The organism is Dechloromonas sp. ARDL1 (assembly GCF_051122455.1).
In the GTDB taxonomy this organism is placed as follows: Bacteria; Pseudomonadota; Gammaproteobacteria; order Burkholderiales; family Rhodocyclaceae; genus Azonexus.
In genome coordinates, this window is sequence record NZ_CP168941.1 from 13,713 (window position 1) to 30,983 (window position 17,271).

Annotated in this window: 15 protein-coding genes and 4 pseudogenes; 14 read left to right on the plus strand and 5 right to left on the minus strand. The window is 60.8% G+C overall.

Annotation, left to right across the window (positions count from 1 at the left end; genetic code table 11):
- The first annotated feature begins 264 nt into the window (after nt 1-264).
- The 5 genes from AB6Q56_RS22660 to AB6Q56_RS22680 all read left to right on the plus strand — a co-directional run bounded on the left by AB6Q56_RS22660 (nt 265) and on the right by AB6Q56_RS22680 (nt 6,520).
- Nucleotides 265-1,689, plus strand: coding sequence for a hypothetical protein (locus AB6Q56_RS22660; protein ID WP_434517269.1), 1,425 nt, complete (start codon nt 265-267; stop codon nt 1,687-1,689).
- A gap of 107 nt (nt 1,690-1,796) precedes the next feature.
- On the plus strand, nt 1,797-3,068 hold the full coding sequence (locus AB6Q56_RS22665) for a porin (RefSeq protein ID WP_434517270.1): 1,272 nt from the start codon (nt 1,797-1,799) through the stop codon (nt 3,066-3,068).
- A 138-nt stretch (nt 3,069-3,206) separates the two neighbouring features.
- Nucleotides 3,207-3,506, plus strand: coding sequence for a hypothetical protein (locus AB6Q56_RS22670; protein WP_434517271.1), 300 nt, complete (start codon nt 3,207-3,209; stop codon nt 3,504-3,506).
- Nucleotides 3,507-3,592: 86 nt separating this feature from the next.
- Nucleotides 3,593-5,398 (plus strand): hypothetical protein, encoded by a 1,806-nt coding sequence (locus AB6Q56_RS22675; protein ID WP_434517272.1) that lies wholly within the window; start codon nt 3,593-3,595, stop codon nt 5,396-5,398.
- A 297-nt stretch (nt 5,399-5,695) separates the two neighbouring features.
- Nucleotides 5,696-6,520, plus strand: coding sequence for a transposase (locus AB6Q56_RS22680; protein WP_434517273.1), 825 nt, complete (start codon nt 5,696-5,698; stop codon nt 6,518-6,520).
- A gap of 15 nt (nt 6,521-6,535) precedes the next feature.
- Here the strand turns inward: AB6Q56_RS22680 and AB6Q56_RS22685 are convergent, their stop codons facing one another.
- Nucleotides 6,536-6,865, minus strand: a complete 330-nt coding sequence (locus AB6Q56_RS22685) for a hypothetical protein (protein ID WP_434517274.1) — start codon at nt 6,863-6,865, stop codon at nt 6,536-6,538.
- 345 nt (nt 6,866-7,210) lie between these two features.
- Here AB6Q56_RS22685 and AB6Q56_RS22690 point away from each other — a divergent pair, with 345 nt between their 5' ends.
- From AB6Q56_RS22690 to AB6Q56_RS22705, 4 genes and pseudogenes are all read left to right on the plus strand, one after another.
- The gene (locus AB6Q56_RS22690) at nt 7,211-7,537 is read left to right on the plus strand and encodes a hypothetical protein (RefSeq protein WP_434517275.1); all 327 of its coding nucleotides are present in this window, start codon (nt 7,211-7,213) and stop codon (nt 7,535-7,537) included.
- Nucleotides 7,538-7,676: 139 nt separating this feature from the next.
- The gene (locus AB6Q56_RS22695; RefSeq protein WP_434517276.1) at nt 7,677-8,243 is read left to right on the plus strand and encodes a hypothetical protein; all 567 of its coding nucleotides are present in this window, start codon (nt 7,677-7,679) and stop codon (nt 8,241-8,243) included.
- A 97-nt stretch (nt 8,244-8,340) separates the two neighbouring features.
- Nucleotides 8,341-9,779, plus strand: a pseudogene (locus tag AB6Q56_RS22700) (IS481 family transposase).
- Nucleotides 9,776-9,985, plus strand: a pseudogene (locus AB6Q56_RS22705) (hypothetical protein); the annotation flags it as partial. The pseudogenes AB6Q56_RS22700 and AB6Q56_RS22705, both read left to right, overlap by 4 nt.
- Nucleotides 9,986-10,012: 27 nt before the next feature.
- Here AB6Q56_RS22705 and AB6Q56_RS22710 read toward each other — a convergent pair.
- Nucleotides 10,013-10,438 (minus strand): annotated as a pseudogene (locus tag AB6Q56_RS22710) (hypothetical protein); the annotation flags it as partial.
- A 39-nt stretch (nt 10,439-10,477) separates the two neighbouring features.
- On the opposite strand from AB6Q56_RS22710, the gene AB6Q56_RS22715 reads away from it, so the two are divergent.
- Entirely contained in the window at nt 10,478-11,419 is a 942-nt protein-coding gene (locus AB6Q56_RS22715) for an integrase domain-containing protein (RefSeq protein WP_434517277.1), read from the plus strand.
- Between the two features lie 105 nt (nt 11,420-11,524).
- Complete coding sequence (locus AB6Q56_RS22720; RefSeq protein ID WP_434517278.1) at nt 11,525-11,899, plus strand: hypothetical protein; 375 nt, start codon at nt 11,525-11,527, stop codon at nt 11,897-11,899.
- Here the strand turns inward: AB6Q56_RS22720 and AB6Q56_RS22725 are convergent.
- The 3 genes and pseudogenes from AB6Q56_RS22725 to AB6Q56_RS22735 form a co-directional block, all read right to left on the minus strand.
- The gene (locus tag AB6Q56_RS22725; protein ID WP_434517279.1) at nt 11,824-12,810 is read right to left on the minus strand and encodes a Fic family protein; all 987 of its coding nucleotides are present in this window, start codon (nt 12,808-12,810) and stop codon (nt 11,824-11,826) included. The two genes, AB6Q56_RS22720 and AB6Q56_RS22725, sit on opposite strands and share 76 nt — an antisense overlap.
- Nucleotides 12,811-12,968: 158 nt before the next feature.
- The gene (locus AB6Q56_RS22730) at nt 12,969-13,187 is read right to left on the minus strand and encodes a hypothetical protein (protein WP_434517280.1); all 219 of its coding nucleotides are present in this window, start codon (nt 13,185-13,187) and stop codon (nt 12,969-12,971) included.
- Nucleotides 13,188-13,205: 18 nt separating this feature from the next.
- Nucleotides 13,206-13,871 (minus strand): annotated as a pseudogene (locus AB6Q56_RS22735) (AAA family ATPase); the annotation flags it as partial.
- Between the two features lie 207 nt (nt 13,872-14,078).
- Here AB6Q56_RS22735 and AB6Q56_RS22740 point away from each other — a divergent pair.
- The 3 genes from AB6Q56_RS22740 to AB6Q56_RS22750 all read left to right on the plus strand — a co-directional run bounded on the left by AB6Q56_RS22740 (nt 14,079) and on the right by AB6Q56_RS22750 (nt 17,249).
- Nucleotides 14,079-14,501, plus strand: coding sequence for a hypothetical protein (locus AB6Q56_RS22740; RefSeq protein ID WP_434517304.1), 423 nt, complete (start codon nt 14,079-14,081; stop codon nt 14,499-14,501).
- 57 nt (nt 14,502-14,558) lie between these two features.
- Complete coding sequence (locus tag AB6Q56_RS22745; protein WP_434517281.1) at nt 14,559-14,855, plus strand: hypothetical protein; 297 nt, start codon at nt 14,559-14,561, stop codon at nt 14,853-14,855.
- A 1,128-nt stretch (nt 14,856-15,983) separates the two neighbouring features.
- Complete coding sequence (locus AB6Q56_RS22750) at nt 15,984-17,249, plus strand: replication initiation protein (RefSeq protein WP_434517282.1); 1,266 nt, start codon at nt 15,984-15,986, stop codon at nt 17,247-17,249.
- The last annotated feature ends 22 nt before the right edge of the window (nt 17,250-17,271 follow it).

Here is a 17,271-nt window from a genome sequence, read left to right on the forward strand (position 1 = left end):
GCGATCGCGGCTTGTTGTGTTGTACTATTGCAACGTATTTTTTCGGCGCTGGGTCGTGAACGCGGGTCGGTTTGGTTTTGTCGACGTGAATTTTGCGCAGGCGCTGCTTATCACAGACAGGCTCGATGACATGGCATCACGGAAGATACTCAAGGCGATCAAGGGGGCGAAGGGCTCGCGGCCAACCTGCTTTCCGCTTATCGCTGGCTCTCGGCTGCGGCCGACCAGGGTTCGGACAAGGCGGCCTGGCTGATCGGTGAGAAAGTGCCGGCCAATGCGGTCGACAGCCCATTGCGGGCGAGGGTGTATTTCGAGAAAGCGGCGCAGGCGGGTAGCGCCGCTGCCGCCACGGTGCTGGCGGCCTGGGAGTTCGCCGGCGCCCTCGGGCCTGTCGGCGGCGGGCCGGACGGGAGCGCTGGCGGAGCGGCCATTCGGCGTTTGCGTGGCGCGGCCGAGAAGGGGTTTCTGCCGGCACAGGTGGAACTGGGGCGCTTGGCGACACTCGGCCGGGCGCCGGTCGAGGACCTGGCCTGGCTGGAGCGGGCCGCCGAGCGCGGCGACAAGGAAGCGGTAACCGTTCTGGCGGGCCACTACTACAGGGCGGGTCGCTGCGATCTGTGGCGGCTCGGCCAGGTCCCCGGGCAGCCGGAGGGCGCCGACGGGCGTAATGCGGCGGAACAGCAGGCGGCGCGGCTGGCCCTGCAGTGGCACGAAGTGGCTTGGCCGGCCCCGGGCTCGGCCGTGCCGGCCGAGCGGGCATACGAGCGGGGATGCCTGCAGTTGCGCCAGCACCAGCGCGCTGCCGGGCCGTGGCTCGAGTCCGCGGCGGAGGCGGGGCACGGGCGCGCCGCTTACCTGCTGGGCTTGTTGTACCTGGGCGCGTCCTACATCAACGGCTTGGGCCGGGACGCGGTTCCGCGCGGACGCTGGTTTCCGCGCAGCTACCCGCGGGCGGCGCACTGGCTGGAGAGGGCGGCGGGCGGCGGTGTGGCGGAAGCCGACCTGGCCCTGTTCGTGCTGCACGGCCTGCGGGGAATCAGCCTGCGGGATTCCGGGCGCCAGGAAACTTGTCTGGTCCGGGCGGCGGAAGCGGGTCACCCGCAGGCTCAGTTCCTGCTGGCGGAATCAATTTGGCGGCAGGCGGCGGATGGGCTGGATGCCAGGCTGCAGGCCCTGCGGTGGTGGCAATGGGCGGCCGGGAGCGGCCACTGTGGAGCCCGGGAGCGCCTGCTGCGCCACTCCGACGGCGGCGCGGCGGAACTGGATGCCGGGCAACAGGCGGCGGTGTGGGCGCTGGCGCGCCATAGCTTGCCTTTCGCAGCGCGCCTGGAACTGGCCTTCCTTTTTGTGCTGCGCCTGCACGAATGCCTGCTGCTCGATCTGCGCTGCGCCGACGCGGGAGACTTCCTGCGTGTCGATGTCGGCGCGTCTTACGGCAAAGCCAGGCGCCGCCTGGTGCGCATCGAGACGACCGCACAACGCGACGCCCTGGAGCGGGCGCGGCGCCTCTTGCTGGCGGACGGTCGGCCGGTGCCCGAGGACGCCGGCGGCAACTATGCGTCCCGGCGGCGCCGGTTCGTCAGCCTTTGTCGGAAAATCGGGCTGAATCCGGCGTCGGTCGACGCTGCCGCCGAACGCTGCTTCGGATCGCCTGATGTTGTGGAAAAAATACAACACATCGGCGCCTGACGCCTGGCTCGACGCAAAAAGCTGGCGCCTCGCCAAGAGCTTGCCGCTATAGTAATCAGAACTTGGAAATGCCCAAGTTATCGTGAAAAAACCTATTGGAGAATTCCATGCAAAAGAAACTCATCGCTCTGGCCGTTGCCGGCTTGGCTTCGGCCGGCGCCTTCGCCCAATCCAATGTCACCATCTACGGCGTTGCCGACGGCTCCTTCGAATCGGTTTCCGCCAACGGCGCTTCCAGTGGCACCGGCTACGCTTCCCGCACCCGCATCGCCACCAACTCCTCCCTGATCGGCTTCAAGGGCACCGAGGACCTGGGCAACGGCCTGAAGGCCATGTTCCAGGTCGAGAACCAGATTTCCCTGGACGGCCCTAGCGGCACCACCACCAACAGCCAGTCCATGGGCAACGGCTGGAACACCCGCGATACCTTCGTCGGCCTGTCAGGCGGTTTTGGCGCCGTCCTCGCCGGCTACATCTCCACCCCGCAGCGTTCCACCGCCGCCAAGTACGACCTGATGCCGGGCGCCACCGGCAGCGGCTCCTCTCTGAACATGATCGGCCGCGTGAACCTCGGCGGCGTGGCTCAGGGCGCCCTGGGCACCACCAACAACTTCGGTGAGTCGACCGCCGTCGGCGGCGGCCAGAGCGTCACCAACAATGTCGGCACCATTTTCCGTTCCCAGGCTCTGGCCTACGTCACCCCGGTGTTTAACGGCTTCAACGGCGTGATCGCCTACGTGCCGAACGAGAACCGCGACAATACCGCCACCGGCACCGGCTACAAGCGCAATCAGTATGGCTGGAACGCCGCGGCCAACTACGCCAACGGCCCCATCAACGTCTCCCTGGCTTACCTCAAGCTGAACGATATCGGTGCGATCAGCGCGATCGGCGGCGCGGGCGCCCCCTTTAGCGGCGACCAGAACCATACCAACTGGCTGCTCGGCGCTTCCTACGACCTCAGCCCGAGCACCAAGGTGTCCTTCATGTACGACAACTTCAAGGGCAAGCTGGGCCTGAGCGCCGGCGGCGAGGTCGAGGTCAAGCGTAACGCCTTCTACCTGGCCGGCAAGCAGAGCTTCGGCGCCAACGAAATCGTCCTGGCCTACATGAAGAATGGCGACAACAAGGTCAGCGGCCTTGCCGGCAACTTCGGCAATAGCGGTGCCCAGGCCTGGTCGCTGCGCTTGGCCCACAACTTCAGCAAGCGCACCCAAGCTTACGCCATCTACACCCAGATCAAGAACGAATCCAACGCCGTCTATGACTTCAACGCCATCGACTCCGTGGCTCCCGCCGGTACCGGCGGCGGTGTCGGTACCCTCAACGCCGGCGCCGACCCGCGCGTCCTCGGCGTTGGCGTCCGCCACAACTTCTGATGCCGGGAAGGCGAGGGCGGCCGCCGATGATCGCTCTCGCCGCGCTGGTGTATGATTCAACCCCGCGCTCCATAAGGAGCCGGGGTTTTTATTGCATGGGATGGCGGATCTTTCCGCAATTTTAAAAGGAGCAACACCATGTTTAAGAAAATTTTCCCCATATTCCTGTTTGCCGCCTTCAGTGCGTCCACCGCCCTCGCCGCCGGCGAAGAAAACAAGCACATGAGCATGGACCACAAGCCGAGCGCCGCCGAGAAGGCCAAGAAACCCGCCGCGGGCAAGGCCGCCGATAGCGCAGGTGAGGAAAACAAGCACATGAGCATGGACCACAAGCCGAGCGCCGCCGAGAAGGCCAAGAAGCCCGCCGCGGGCAAGGCCGCCGATAGCGCAGGTGAGGAAAACAAGCACATGAGCATGAACCACAAGCCGGCCAAGTAAAAAACGGTCTGGCGACTGCAGGTCTCAAGGCCCCCACTCGGTGGGGGTCTTGTTTTTTTGCGGCTATTCGGGCATCGAGGTTTTTCATGCAGATCGATATCGGCAAAGTTCCCGACGGGGAAATTCTGGTCTATGAGTACGGGGTCCGCCTGGACAAGGAATCGCAGAAGCTTGCCGGCGACCAGATTACCCTGGCGCGGCGGCTCTATAACGACCTCGTGGCCGCTATACGCGACATTGTCAACGGCCTGCAGGCGTACGTGCTGTCCCAGGCCGGGTCGGCCGCCAACGATCTGCAGCGAAAGATCCTGGCGCTCGGCACGGCATTCGAGGCGGCGCGGGCCCGGGGCGACCGCGAGGCCATGAAGCGGATCGCCGACGAGCGCCGCCCCTTGTGGCGCGAGCTGGGAGACGCCCTCAGGGAAACCCGCCGGGTTCACCGCGCGGCTCTGCAGCGCGACTACCTCTCCCGGATCGGCAAGAATGCGACCTGCGAAACTTACCGGATTCGCTGCCAGGCCGTCGCTGGCGGGCTCGGCTGGGCGACGGCCAACGCCGTGCTGGATGCGGCGCTGATCGCCTTCAGGAAGTCGCTGGCCCACGGGCGGGCGCCGCGCTTCTCCTGCGGCGCCGACAAGGTCCGGGATACGCTGACCCTGCAATTCACCGCCGCCGGCGGTGTCGGCGTCGACGCCTTTCTGACCGGCAGGCATGGCGAGCTGTCGCTCCTACCCACCAACGGCTGCGGCCCCCGCTGCTACGGCGAGTTCAAGTTCCGCCTCGGAACGGCTCGGGCGGCCAGCTACGCGACCGGAACCTGGCAGTACCACCGACCGCTGCCGGCCGGTACGCATGTCAGCGCAGCCAGGCTGGTGCGCCGGCGCATCGGCAAGGATTATCGCTGGTTCGTGCAACTGGTGGTCCGGTTGCCGGCGCCGGTCAGGATACCGTGCGGACAGCGCCAGCCCCTGGTCGCGTTACATTTCGGCTGGTCCGCCGACCTGGCGGGGCGGCGTGTCGCGGGAATCGCGGATGGGCCCGAACCAGAGCTGGCCCGCATCCTGCAGTTGCCCGTCGCGGTTGAAGCCGGCCTGGAACGCGCCGCCGCGATCCAGGGCGAGCGCGACCTGGCCCGCGACGAATTGGTGTCGCGGATCAGGGCCGTCGACTTGGCGGCCATTCCCGTCCCGTTACTCGAAGATATCAAGCTCGTGCGGCGCCTGCCGGTGCAGCATGTCGCCCAGAGCCGCCTGCATCGCCTGTTCTGGCTAAGTCAAAACGAGGGTGTCGAGCTCGCCGGGCTCGCTGCCTGGCGTAACGAGGATCGTCTCCGCTGGCAAGCCGCCGCCCACCTCGGCAAGCGCGCCCGCAATGCACGGCGCGACTTTTACCGCAACGAAGCGCTTAGGCTCGCCTGTAGTTACGACGCCGTGGTCATCCAGCCCCTCGATCTGTCCGAAACTGCCGAGAAGGTCGACGGCCGCACCGGCGAGCCGACTGACATGGCCCGCAAAGCCCGAAGCGGGCGCGTCGTTGCGGCCATCTACGAGTTCGAATCGGCCATCCGCTGGGCCTGTGCCAAGGCAGGAACTGCCCTTCTGGAGCTGATCGGCAAGACGGCAAGGAGATGTTCGCTGTGCGGCGGATCGGTGAGGGCCGCCGGCAAGAACGGCCAAGTGCTTCACTGCAATGCTTGCGGTGCCGACCTCGATCGCAAGATGAATGGCGCCGCCCTCGCGTGGCAGGCGGTTGCCCCCGATCTTGACGGCTGGATCGCCAAATTCCGGAGCGAACAAGAACTGGTCATGCTCGAGAAGCACAAGGCGCTGATCGAGCGCAAGGAGAGGCAGGCGGCGGGCCGCCGCCAAGCGCACGCCTCGCATCCGGATTGAAAAGCGTGACGATCGGATTGCCTGTCATGTATAATCAGGGCTGCACAAGGTGCTGTCTGGCAAACGCGATTCTAGGGCGGTTCCTTGGGCCGAAAGAGTTGGTTTCGCTTGCTATCGTTGGGGTTTGATGCTGGCGAAAGTGTTTGTGCCTGCTGGGTAGCGGTATTCAGGTTTTAATAGCCATCGTCGGGGCTTCGTTCTGGCGACCTTAGTGGTTAGTTTTTGGCTCTGTCTGAATTACAGTAGTTGTAGAGACGATCTATATTGAAAGCATGGTTTTGCCGAAGGAGGTGAATCATGCGGCACGCAGCTTTTATCGAGTTGCTCAATCAAACCAAGCAGCTTGCGTCGGAGCAGCGAAAGCGATTGGTGCAGGACTTGACGGTTCCAGGAGCGGTCAGCGCGGAGCCCTCTGCCGAGCTGATCCCGGCGCCAGTCGGTTGCCCGCATTGCGGCGCCGCAGGTGATCGGCTGGTGTCATGGGGTCAAAGCCACGGGCTCAGACACTACCGTTGTCGGGACTGCGGCCGAACCTTCAACGCCCTGACGGGCAGGGCATTTGCGCAAGCGCGAACAATGGACGCGCTACGCACTGACGCCTTGATCGATGGCGTCAGTCTTCGCGAGGCAGCCCGCCGTTGCCAAATCGACAAGAACACTGCGTTTCGACGGCGCCATCGCTTCCTGCACGATGCGGCCGGGCACCGGGCCGAACACGAGAGAGGGATCGTTGAGGCCGGCGAAACCTTCTTTCTCGAATCCTTCAAGGGCCAGCGGCACTTGAAGTGGTGGAGTCTGTTCGTCCGTCTGGTCAGTCCCGAGGTGCGGCGTGAAGAGATCACCCGCCGGCCATGGCTTATGTCCTCGGTCGGCCGCAAAACCGAACATGCCGGCCAAACGACGATCACGCTCACCGGCCTGCATGCCTATTTCGGCAAGGCCGAACAGGTCCTGATGTGGGGCTCTGCCTGGCTCAAGGGCTGGGTGGCTCTGGCTGCGGAGCAGTCCAACCCAACATCCGTCTGGTCCCTGTGTTGCGACCATCTCAAGCATACCCTCGCCCAAATCGGCCCCCCTCAAGACCTTCGATTTCTCACGCATCATGCGGATGGAATCGGGTAACTACGGTTTTTGGGTTCAGCCGCCCTGATCGGAGAGATCGCCCTGCAAGCGTTCCGGTCCGGAGATCTGACGGGTCCGCTGGTGAACTGCCTGAATCTCCGCTTCAAGTCGTGCCTCTGTCTTGGCCCTGGCTGATGGCGGACAGCTTCGCCAGGCAGCGTAAGCACTTTCAGACACGCCCAGAATCGGGCGCATGGCCGCCACCAGATGCTGATGTCGCAGTGAATCGATCAGACCGTATTTCACTGCGACTCCCTCGCGAAATGGGTTGCGCATTTTTAGCAGATCGCGCTCCGGGTTGATCTCGGCCAGTTCCTTCGTGACCCAAGCCGGTTTCAGTTTCAAGTCCGTCAGTGGCTTCTGTCCTTGGCGCCCGACGTTCGCCTGGTCTCGTGCTGGGCTATCGGCGGACTATGTTTCGCCCATGTGACACACGTTGTGTTACACAACGTTACACCCGTGTTTAGAAATTGCACACCCCGAGTGCCTTGCTCAGGTCGTGCCAAAAACATCGCCACCGGGCACAACACATTGCCGTACCGGGTTTTATTTGTTCGGGCATCCCCTTTTGGCAGCTCTGGCACATTGTTTGCTGCTAATGATCGACGCGCGGCGCGCTTCCAGGGAATCGGGGGAACATGCGCGTCGTGTAGTACCAACCCATCCAGACCAATAAATGGAGAAAACCTGATGAAGCATATGCGTACAGCCCAACTCTTGGGCGCTGCCATCCTTTCCGCCGCCGGTTCAGCCCACGCGGTGAGCTATACCCAAGGGGACGTGACTCTCGACATCAACGGCACGATCAACGGCTACTACGTGAACCGTGAAGCCAAGACCACCACTGCCGCCGGCGTTACCACCACGACCAACAACAGCGCCCTCACCAACGGCCTGCTGCCGGGCTGGATCAACTTCGTCGCCACCATGCAGGCCGGCGGCAACGATATCAAGGCGCACGTCAGCTTCGCGCCCGGCATCAACAACAACTCCACGGTCATCGGCCTGCCGATCTGAGTACGGTCACCAATCTCGATGGCATTCGCTGCGGAAATGGTCAAGCAGCGTGATGTTGAGTAGGTGACCCCCCTCGGGGAACTTGAACAAACGAACCCTTCGGGGGAGTCTCGGGTTACCAAGCCTCGAGACCGTTCAAGTGTGCCATGCCCTGCTGCAGGACCCCAAGTTTTTCCGACTATTGCTGCGCATTGACGCGGAGCTGGCCGCTGAAGTGCATTCGGGGCGATGCGCATGTGGCGGCGTTCTCCACCGCGCCAACTATCCACGGAAACCGCGTGCCTGCCTGAAAGAGGTTCGGTCCGAGTTCGCTTCGCGCTTCAGTTTCTGCTGTGCCGCTTGTCGCAAGCGCAAGACATCGACATCGGTTCGTTTCCTCGGCCGGCGCGTCTATCTGGCGCTGGCGGTGGTGCTGTGTTCTGCCCGGCATGCCGGGCAGAACACAGCGGCGGCGCGGGTCTCCACCGATCTGGACGTCCCGGTCCGCACCCTGCAACGCTGGCGTCAGTGGTGGGTGGATCTCTTTCCTCTGACGCCGTTGTGGCAGGCCCACTGTGCGCGATTCATGCCGCCGGTCGCCAGCGATCTCTTCCCTGCCGGTCTGCTCAAGCGGTTTAGCGGCGACGCCGCCGAGCAATTGATGCGACTTCTCGTCTTCCTGAGCCCGCTCACGGTCACGGCGATCTCGTTGCCTGAGGGGGGCTGATCACCCGCAGAGGATGCGGATAGGCAAGATCTGCGAGGGTTTGTAGCCTTCACTCCTATCAGCGACGCCGCCGGCACCGCCTCACCGGGAGACCTTCTTGAGTACCGAACTCGATCCACCGCAACGGGATCGCTGGGCGCGCTTGCGCTTCTCGATCATCGGCCCCTTGCTCGCCGCACCGCCGGCATCCGGTGAGCTGTCCGCGGCCATCGCCGCACTGGCCGCAAAGGCGTGGCGGCATCCGGTCTCCGGCCTCGACGTCCGTTTCGGCGCCTCGACCCTTGAGCGCTGGTACTACACAGCCCGCGCTGCCGGCGATCCGGTCGCTGTTCTGCGCAACCGCCTGCGTGGCGACATCGGCCGCTTCAAGAGCCTCACGCCGGCGGCCATCGGCTGCCTGACGACCCAGTACCGCGAGCATCCGGGCTGGACCGCGCAACTGCATTTCGACAATCTCCGCGCCGCCCTGGCAGGCAGCGATTCGCCGCTGTCGTCCTACCCCACAGTCCGACGTTTCCTCAAGGCGCAGGGGATGTTCCGCCAGGCCCGCCCCAAACGCGCCACCGACGGCGCCCTCTTGGCCCGCGACCGGCTCGAACAACTGGAGGTCAGGAGCTTCGAGGTCGACCATGTATCGGCGCTTTGGCACCTCGACTTCCATCACGCCGCCCGGAAGGTGCTGACGCGCAGCGGGGCCTGGATCAAGCCGATGCTGCTCGGCGTCATCGACGACCGCTCGCGTCTGGTCTGCCACCTGCAGTGGTATCTCGACGAGACGGCCGAGAGCCTGGTGGGCTGTCTCAGGCCTTCATGAAGCGCGGCCTGCCGCGTGCGCTGATGACCGACAACGGCGCTGCCATGCTGGCCGACGAGACGGTCACCGGGCTGGCCTCCCTGGGTATCGTGCATCAAACGACGCTGCCGTATTCGCCATACCAGAATGCCAAACAGGAATCGTTCTGGGGACGCATTGAGGGCCGTCTGATGGCGATGCTTGAAGGTGAGGAGGCCCTGACCCTCGATCTCCTCAACCAGGCAACGCAAGCCTGGGTCGAGCAGGAGTATCACCGCACGCACCATTCCGAGATCGACGCCACACCGCTGGACCGCTATCTCGCCGGCCCCAATGTCCGGCGCGATTGCCCGGACACGGCGACGCTCAGCGCCGCCTTTCGCGTTGAGGTGGCGCGCCCGCAGCGTCGCTCCGACGGCACGGTGAGCCTGGCCGGCGAACGCTTCGAGATTCCCGCCCGCTATCGCCACCTGACCACCGTCCATCTTCGCTATGCCCGTTGGGACCTGACCCGGGTCGATCTCATCGACCACCGCTCCGGCGCCGTGCTGTGCCCGGTCAAACCGCTCGACAAGTCGGCCAACGCCGATGGTCAGCGTCGGCGCCTAACCCCGGTGACGGCCGATCTGTCACCACTGCCGCCCAGCGGCATCGCGCCGTTGCTGCGCCAACTGCTCGCCGACTACGCCGCTACCGGCCTGCCGCCGGCGTATTTGCCACCTGCCGACAAGGACCCCGCATGAACCAGAAACTCCTCGCCCTCTACGGGCTGAAGTGGAATCCCTTCTCCCCCGAACTGCCGACCGAGGCGATTTATGTGCCGCCGCGGATGGAGAACTTCTGCTGGCGGATCGAGCACGCCCAGATCAAGGAGGGTGGCTTCGCGATGATCCACGGCGACCCAGGCACCGGCAAGAGCGTTGCCGATGACGCGCTCGGCCAACTGCTGGTTGTACTTCTCGAAGGTATTGACCGGCAGGCCTAGCACCAGCAGATCGATCTTGGACTGCCCCATGTAATAGAAGGCACCGCGAATCAGCGCCATGTGCGCAGCCGTCATCGAGTAGTCGGGATCAAGGACGCGGCCGTGGCTGGCGTCCTGGGCGAGCCGGGCATCCTTGCCGACCTCGTACTTGACACCCTCGACCTCGACGACAACGGTGTTTCGCCGTTGCATCAGACCGGCTGCCAGATCGGGGCCAGTGCTGGCCTGGGGCGCGAGGGAGGGGAACAGACCGCACTGAATGTCGCTTCCCGTGACCAGCGTGGTGAACTTCGTGTTGCCATAACCGACATCGATGGCGCGAACGACAGGGCTCATATCAATCCTTAAGAGGGGTAGTTGTGAAGACCCCCGCAAGATAGCGATTGGGATATTCGCCAGAACAAGATCGTCTCCCATGAGACCTCCGACAACCGGCGCGACCTGCTGGTCCTGGCCATGCGAGAACTGCGCGGCCTCGGCTTCACACTCGAATCCCCGCACAACTTGCAGCAGCGGCACGTACGGGCGCTGGCGAAATCATGGGAAGAACGCGGCCTCTCTGCCTCCACCATCGCCAACCGTATTTCTGCTCTGCGCGCCCTGTCCATCTGGATAGGAAAAAAAGGCATGATCCAGAAGGCCGCCGACTTCGTGAGCAATCCCTCGGTCGTGCACCGGAGCCAAGCCAGCACCGAAGACAAATCCTGGACGGCCACCGGTATCGACATTCCTGCCCTGATTGGCATGATCGAGCAATACGACCCTCGGGTTGGCTTGCAACTTCGACTGATGCAAGCCTTTGGTCTGCGTCGCAAGGAAGCCGTGATGTTCCGCCCCCTCAAGGCCGACTTGGGACTGGGGATTCGTGTACGGGACGGGACAAAGGGCGGTCGAGAAAGATTGATTCCCATCGAGACGCCCGAGCAGCGGGAGATCCTCGACTTTGCCAAGAGCAAGGTCAAAAAGGTCAACGAGCACATCGGCCACCCCGACCTCAACCTGGAACAGGCCATTCGCCGCTTCAACTATGTGCTGGAACGTTTCGGCGTCACCAAGAACGGCCTCGGCATCACCTCTCATGGGCTGCGCCACCAGCACCTCAACGATCTCTATGAGCGCATTACGGGAGCGCCGGCCCCGGTCCGCAGTGGATCGCTGACCGCCGATATTGACCAACTCACGCACGACATCGCTCGGGCGCGGGTCAGCCAGGAAGCCGGTCACAACCGTCTGGGCATCACCAGCGCCTACATTGGCGCCCGCACCAGCCCCAAGCGGACGGACGAACAGAAGGCCGACATCGCCCGTTTCAAGGAACTGACCAAAATCGATGATCTATCTGACCAGGACGCCGCCGAGCTTGGCCGTCTGATCCAGAAACTCAACGCAACCCTCTGATACAAGGAGCCACCCGATGCCTAACGAAATCATCCTGAGCCAAGGACTGGATAGCTGGCTCGCCACCTTCACCGACCCGGCCGTCCTGGAAACAGGAGGTGCCCAATGAAGCGCACCGCCCCCGTACTTCTCCTCGCCCTGGCGCTGGCCGGCTGCAATGAAAAAGACCTCGACAGCATCCCGCGCTCATTTGCCGCCCCGGAACTGGAACGGGCTGCAGGAAACCTCGCCTGCCGGACGCAAGAGGAACTGACAGAGCGCGCCGATATCGCCGTGCGCGGAACCGAGATCATCGTCGCGGCGACAGGGGTGCTCAGTGAGCGCGACATCGCCGAAACCAAGGGGCAACTCGAAATCCTTGGCCGGGAGCCGATCGCTGCCGTACGCAACCTGGCCGGGGCAGGTCAAAGCCCCGGTCGGCCAGCAGCAATCCACTTGTCAGTGAGCGCAAGCCCCAGCCTATACCTTGCGCAGTTGTAGGTCTCAAGGTGCTGGAGTTCTTCGCGCAGCAGTTGGGCAAATTTGTCCACCTCCGCGGGGTCGATGCCCAGTGTGGACACAAGGTTGGCGACCTCCGCAGCGTTGCACACTACCTGCTGCACAGCGTCCCCCAGCAACTCCCTGTATATAACACGGAAGGGGTCGGGGGCGCCCATCGCTTCGAGGATGGCCGCGTACTTGTCGATAGACCGACTGTAGGTCCATTCGAATAGCTCCGCTGCAAGCGAGACGTCCTGCTGCTTATAGACGGCCAGCACCGCAAGCGCGTAGTCGGCCTGTTCAACGTCCATGAAGGAGAGCGGGGCACAGTTCTGTAGCAGCAAAGGCAGATTCGCGCACAGGCGACTGGTGCGCTTATCACCGTCTTCAAACGGCTGCAGGTAGGCAATGTTCACCCAGAGAAAGAATGCTGCTTCGATAGGGTTCTTGATCTGGCAGACCTTATCGACGATGTTGGCCAGAATCTCGTCCAGGAGTTGCCGCCCCTGCAAGGGCACATAGACGGAGTCGGTAATGTTGACCACGGTGTTCCGTGCTTTGTCTAGGGCATCCGGATTACGCAGGAGTCCGTTCATCAACAAGCTCTGGATGTTTCTCACGACAACATCCCGGATGCCGTAATGGGGCACCTCGTCGACCACGAACTCGATGGCATCTTTGTGATTCAAGAGCATTAGCGCGTCTTCATCATCCCCCGCAGAGCGGCCACGCTCGAACAGGGCCTTCGTGTCGAGCAGGCTTTTCCGGTTCCCTTCCAAACGGGAGGAGTGCCAAGCCAAGTCAATCAGGAGCTGTTCGAGTAGGAATGTGTTCCAGCCCCTAAAGCGGCCCATTCCTATGTAAAAAACCGTGGCGACCTGCTCAAATCTATACACATTTCCCTGGGTCATTGATCCCTGTCGGGCGGGGCGGCGCTCAAATGAGTGTGGTCACCCAATTTGATGTTCCGATGGTCACGAACGGTGATGTTGACCGGAAGGCCGGAAGGCAACGAGGAACGCCGTCGGCGGTTAATGCTGACGGCGTTGTCGTGTTGTAGGGCAGAGAGTCAGAACGGCGAATCGTCGTCCGGGGGCTTGGGATTCGGATTGGGATGAACGAGGTTATCGTAGGAAAGGCCCTTATAGAAGCGATCGACCTGGTGGCCGTAATGAGTCGAGAAGAGATCGAGGATTTCGTACAGGAAGTCCTGGATTTCGACGACGGCTTCGTCAGGGAGCGATGGCAGATTGAGGGTAATGTCGACGTGGCGTGAATCGGGGCGCATAGCCAGCTCCTCGTGTGATCAGCGCCCCGCTGCGACACGGCGCGGCTTGGGCATCTCGGGTTGGGCAAAGACATCGAGGTAAAGCTTCTCGTCGAGCTGAGCCAGATCGCGCTGAGCGGCCGCGGCGAGGAGTTCCGCCGCCAGCGTCGTCATGATGCGGTAATTGCCGGCGGCGTGATCGCACAAGGTCTGTCGCAACTGAGGCGTCATCAGGCTGGCGTTGCCGGCGCCCGCCAGCAGGTGATTCAGGCAGGCCAGCAACTCATCCCGGCTCGCATGCTCGGTCGCCAACCGGGTCCGGATGCGCGAACCGAGCGGGATCAGTTCCTCGCGCCGGAGCTTCTCGATCAGCCGCGCATCGCCGGCGAGTACCACGCACAGCAATGGCTGCGAATCGAAGCGCGCACTGGCCAGGAGGCGCAGCTCGCAGAGCGCCGCCGGGCTCATCTCCTGGGCCTCGTCGACCAGCAGTACGGCGCGCCGGCGGGTCGTCTCCAGATGCGCGAACCAGACTTCGCGCAGGACCTTGAAGCCGCCCCAGCGGTTATGCGGGCGCAGCGGCACGGCAAAGATATCGCCCATTTCGCGATAGAAGTCTGCCAGGTTGCTCTGCGGATGATTGATCGCACCAACTGTCACATCAGCCAGGCGAGAAAGACGGTCGGCCAGGAGGCGCAAGGCAAGCACATGGTGCCAGTGCGCGAGAAGGATGGCTCCCTCTCTCAGCGTGAGGTCGAGGTGAGCAACTGCCGGGTGATCCCCCAGCCGATTGGCGCCTTCTTCGACTATGCGACCAAGACCCGCACCTACGACCGCATGCGGAGCCAGATGAACCTGCTCATCGATATCGGCTACTACACCCTGGATTGGCTCGTGGCCGATGGCGTGAAGATGGTGAATGCGCGCTCGGGCGCGCACAACGGCGGCATGTCGACTGTGCTGCGTTCCATGGCCGAGGCGATCGGCTCCGAGATTGGCGAACAGATCAGCGACCTCTCCATGCTCGAAGAGTCCATCCGCACCGGCATCGACCCCACCTTCTATGGCAAGCCGTTCGACATTACCGAACACCTCAAGATCGGCAAGGCCAAGGCCGAGCAGTTCGTGTCTGTCCTGGTCAACAAGGTCGGCTCCGCCCTCGACATTTCCAACATTATCCTCGCCGGTGGCGGCGCCGAGTTTTTCAAGGATGTACTGGCCGACAAATTCCCCAAGCACGAAATCATCACGACCAGCGATCCGGTTTTCGCTAACGTCCGGGGTTTCCAACGGGCTGGCCAGCAGTTTGCCGACCAGATTTTCAAGCGGGGTTAAGCCATGTCAGGCCGGAGCAATCAAAAGACAGCAGGCACGGACAGCCCATGCATCAACTTGAAGTTGCGCTTCAAGCAGGATGGTGGACCGCTGTTCTCCTATCTCCAATCCATCGAAGATCCGTATGCACGCGGCGAGCGCATCCGTCAGTTGGCGTACATCGGCATGCTGGCCGAGCGGGGAATTCTGGGCGGGGGGGCGCCTCTCGGCTTTGCCGTATCCAAGGAGGCAGCTGTACCCACCTCCCCTGCCCCCGACAAGAAGGCGGGCACCCCCAAACAACCGGCTTCCTCAACTGCCGACGAGGTGCTCCAGTTCCAGGCCGATGACCTGTCGGCCATCTTTGGTCGTTGAGCCTGCATTTGGGGGCTTGAAAGGCGGGGGTCTCCTGATAAAAGGGACGATGTAGACATCAATTAAGGAGACCTCAAATGGCTAAGCCATGAAACTTCGGTCGAACTGCGATGGTGTGGATATCGGCGATCAACCGAACGTTTCTGGCTTGGAGACTTTTCCCGCACCGGATCACGATTTCGCCGGAAAAGGAGGGATGTGCAACCCACCCGGATCGGCAGCCGCATTCCAGCACCACTAACAATAGTGTATGCGGCAGAGTGCTGGCCACTCAATGCAGATCATTTACAAGCCAAAAACCTGCCAGACCTGCACAATTTCATACACTTTGCGCTAAATTTTGGAACAATCTGCGCAAAGTCATTCACTTTCCATCGAGCATTTGGTTCCGGTCAGACGTAGTGGCTCAAATTCATACACTTTTGGCAGCGATACGGCATCAATCCCTATCTTCTTGGCGTGATGGCCACCGCCTTCTGTGCCTTGATGCCATCGCTCTAATTCACTCTCTGAGTAAGGAACTCTACAACTACAAGCAATGTTCATGTGAGGCGATTTGGTTACATGCTCGTGCCGAAAATAAATCCATTGTCGTCCCAACATTTCATGACGGAACTTATCTACAAACAGGAGTGAGTACACACATTGAATGGTGAATTAGTCCCTTGTTATCAGGTCTGTGATCCCCACTTGTTGATTCATGTGAGCGTTTTTGGTCCAGAGATGTGAGACTTTTTGGTTGATTGATGTGAGAACAGTTGGTCGTTCATGTTAGAAATTTTGGTAAGAATAGGCACCCAGCAAGCCCAAACACTATTACGTGAGCAAATTTGGCTTACCAAATACCATCACTTAGAGAGCCAAGATTCCTCACATCAGGCCCCAACAGGTCTCACATGTCTTGCTAAGCCATTGATTTAACGCTTTTCGTAGAGCTCTGCTGCTGCTATTTTCTTTATTGTTTAAAAAGAAAAACAACAAGCAAGCAAGGGATCTTGTGTGAGAACGATTGGTTATTGGATCTACATTCAATCGGATAGAGGACAATTTCAATCATGTGAGAACAATTGTTTTGACATCTCACGTGATTTGCTGGAAATTGGCTAAACGCAAGCCTTCGAGCTCAACATGAACCAAATTACCTCACATCAAAGTGCGACACAGCAGCAACTGGCCTTGGAAATTTTCGAGGCCATGGATGCCTCGGACACCCCAATCACTGACTCTGGCCAGGATTTCCACTTGCGCAAGAGTTCACTGTTGGTTGATGTGAGCGATGTTGGTTTGTTGGCTAGGCGGATTTTGAACGGCGTGTATTTCATCGCCCAGCATGATCCGGATGCAGAATCGCACACGCATGACTTGCGTTATTTTAAGTGGCTGATTAATTACTCTAATTCAAACAATAATACTCACCTAAAGCGAGTGATCCGGGAGGCTCAGAAATCTGCTGTTCAGGTAAATGTGATTGATTCGCTTAATCCCCAAGAGGATAACTGGGTGTCAGTGCCAATGTTGGGGGCAGCTGGTATTCGCAAAGGTCAGATCACCTTCAAAATTCCGAGTGAACTTCGAGGGCAGTTGCGAGATCCTGATCGGTATTCATTGCTAAGCATGCGAATTCTGGCCGGTTTTTCTTCCATTTATGCTCTCGAACTCTATGAACGCCTTTCTATCTACAAAGGGGATGGGTCTTCACCGTGGTGGCAAATTGACGAATTTCGTGGCCTGATCAAGGTTGATGGTTTGAAGAGTGCCAACGATTTTCGTTATTTCCGACGCGATATCATTCAGCCAGCCATCGATCAAATCAACAGCATTTCTGACATCGAAGTTAGCCTGGAACTAAAACGGACCGGACGTTTTTACTCACATCTTCGATTTTCAGTGACAGCCTCGAACAGGCACATGTTGCTTTCCTCTGTTGCAGCATCCAAAGAGTTGTACGAAGTCCTGACTAAGGAATTTGGGCTGTCCGATGTGGAACTAGATGAAATCGCAAAAAATCGCGAAGTGTGGACCGATGAACGCATTCGCGAAACGATCGAGTTTGTTCGGCATCGTTGTGCAACATCGAAAGTCAATTACCCAGGTAAGTACCTGATGACAGCAATCCGGGATGGATATCGATTCGGAACGCTGGAAAAAAAGAATCTTGAGTCCCACAAAGTTGCTACAAAGGTAAAGGAACAGCGCGACCTCGAATTGCAAGCCATTCGAGACATGAGTCCTGCGCCTGCGGTGACGATACCAAGTGGAGTTGCTCTGGAAGAAGCCTGGAATGCTTTTCGTGCTTCCCCCCACGCCAAACTCTTTAAGTCACTTCCGATGGTGTTTGAAGAAGCAAATACGCGACAAGCTAAGGCGTTCGAAGGCTTCTTACAAAGTCAGTAGTTGTATTTATCAGAGTAATTGA

Coding starts and splice junctions, on each gene's coding strand:
- AB6Q56_RS22665 (WP_434517270.1), top strand. CDS start 1,797: ATGCAAAAGAAACTCATCGCTCTGGCCGTTGCCGGCTTGGCTTCGGCC.
- AB6Q56_RS22670 (WP_434517271.1), top strand. CDS start 3,207: ATGTTTAAGAAAATTTTCCCCATATTCCTGTTTGCCGCCTTCAGTGCG.
- AB6Q56_RS22675 (WP_434517272.1), top strand. CDS start 3,593: ATGCAGATCGATATCGGCAAAGTTCCCGACGGGGAAATTCTGGTCTAT.
- AB6Q56_RS22680 (WP_434517273.1), top strand. CDS start 5,696: ATGCGGCACGCAGCTTTTATCGAGTTGCTCAATCAAACCAAGCAGCTT.
- AB6Q56_RS22690 (WP_434517275.1), top strand. CDS start 7,211: ATGAAGCATATGCGTACAGCCCAACTCTTGGGCGCTGCCATCCTTTCC.
- AB6Q56_RS22715 (WP_434517277.1), top strand. CDS start 10,478: ATGCGAGAACTGCGCGGCCTCGGCTTCACACTCGAATCCCCGCACAAC.
- AB6Q56_RS22720 (WP_434517278.1), top strand. CDS start 11,525: ATGAAGCGCACCGCCCCCGTACTTCTCCTCGCCCTGGCGCTGGCCGGC.
- AB6Q56_RS22725 (WP_434517279.1), bottom strand. CDS start 12,810: ATGACCCAGGGAAATGTGTATAGATTTGAGCAGGTCGCCACGGTTTTT.
- AB6Q56_RS22730 (WP_434517280.1), bottom strand. CDS start 13,187: ATGCGCCCCGATTCACGCCACGTCGACATTACCCTCAATCTGCCATCG.
- AB6Q56_RS22740 (WP_434517304.1), top strand. CDS start 14,079: ATGGTGAATGCGCGCTCGGGCGCGCACAACGGCGGCATGTCGACTGTG.
- AB6Q56_RS22750 (WP_434517282.1), top strand. CDS start 15,984: ATGAACCAAATTACCTCACATCAAAGTGCGACACAGCAGCAACTGGCC.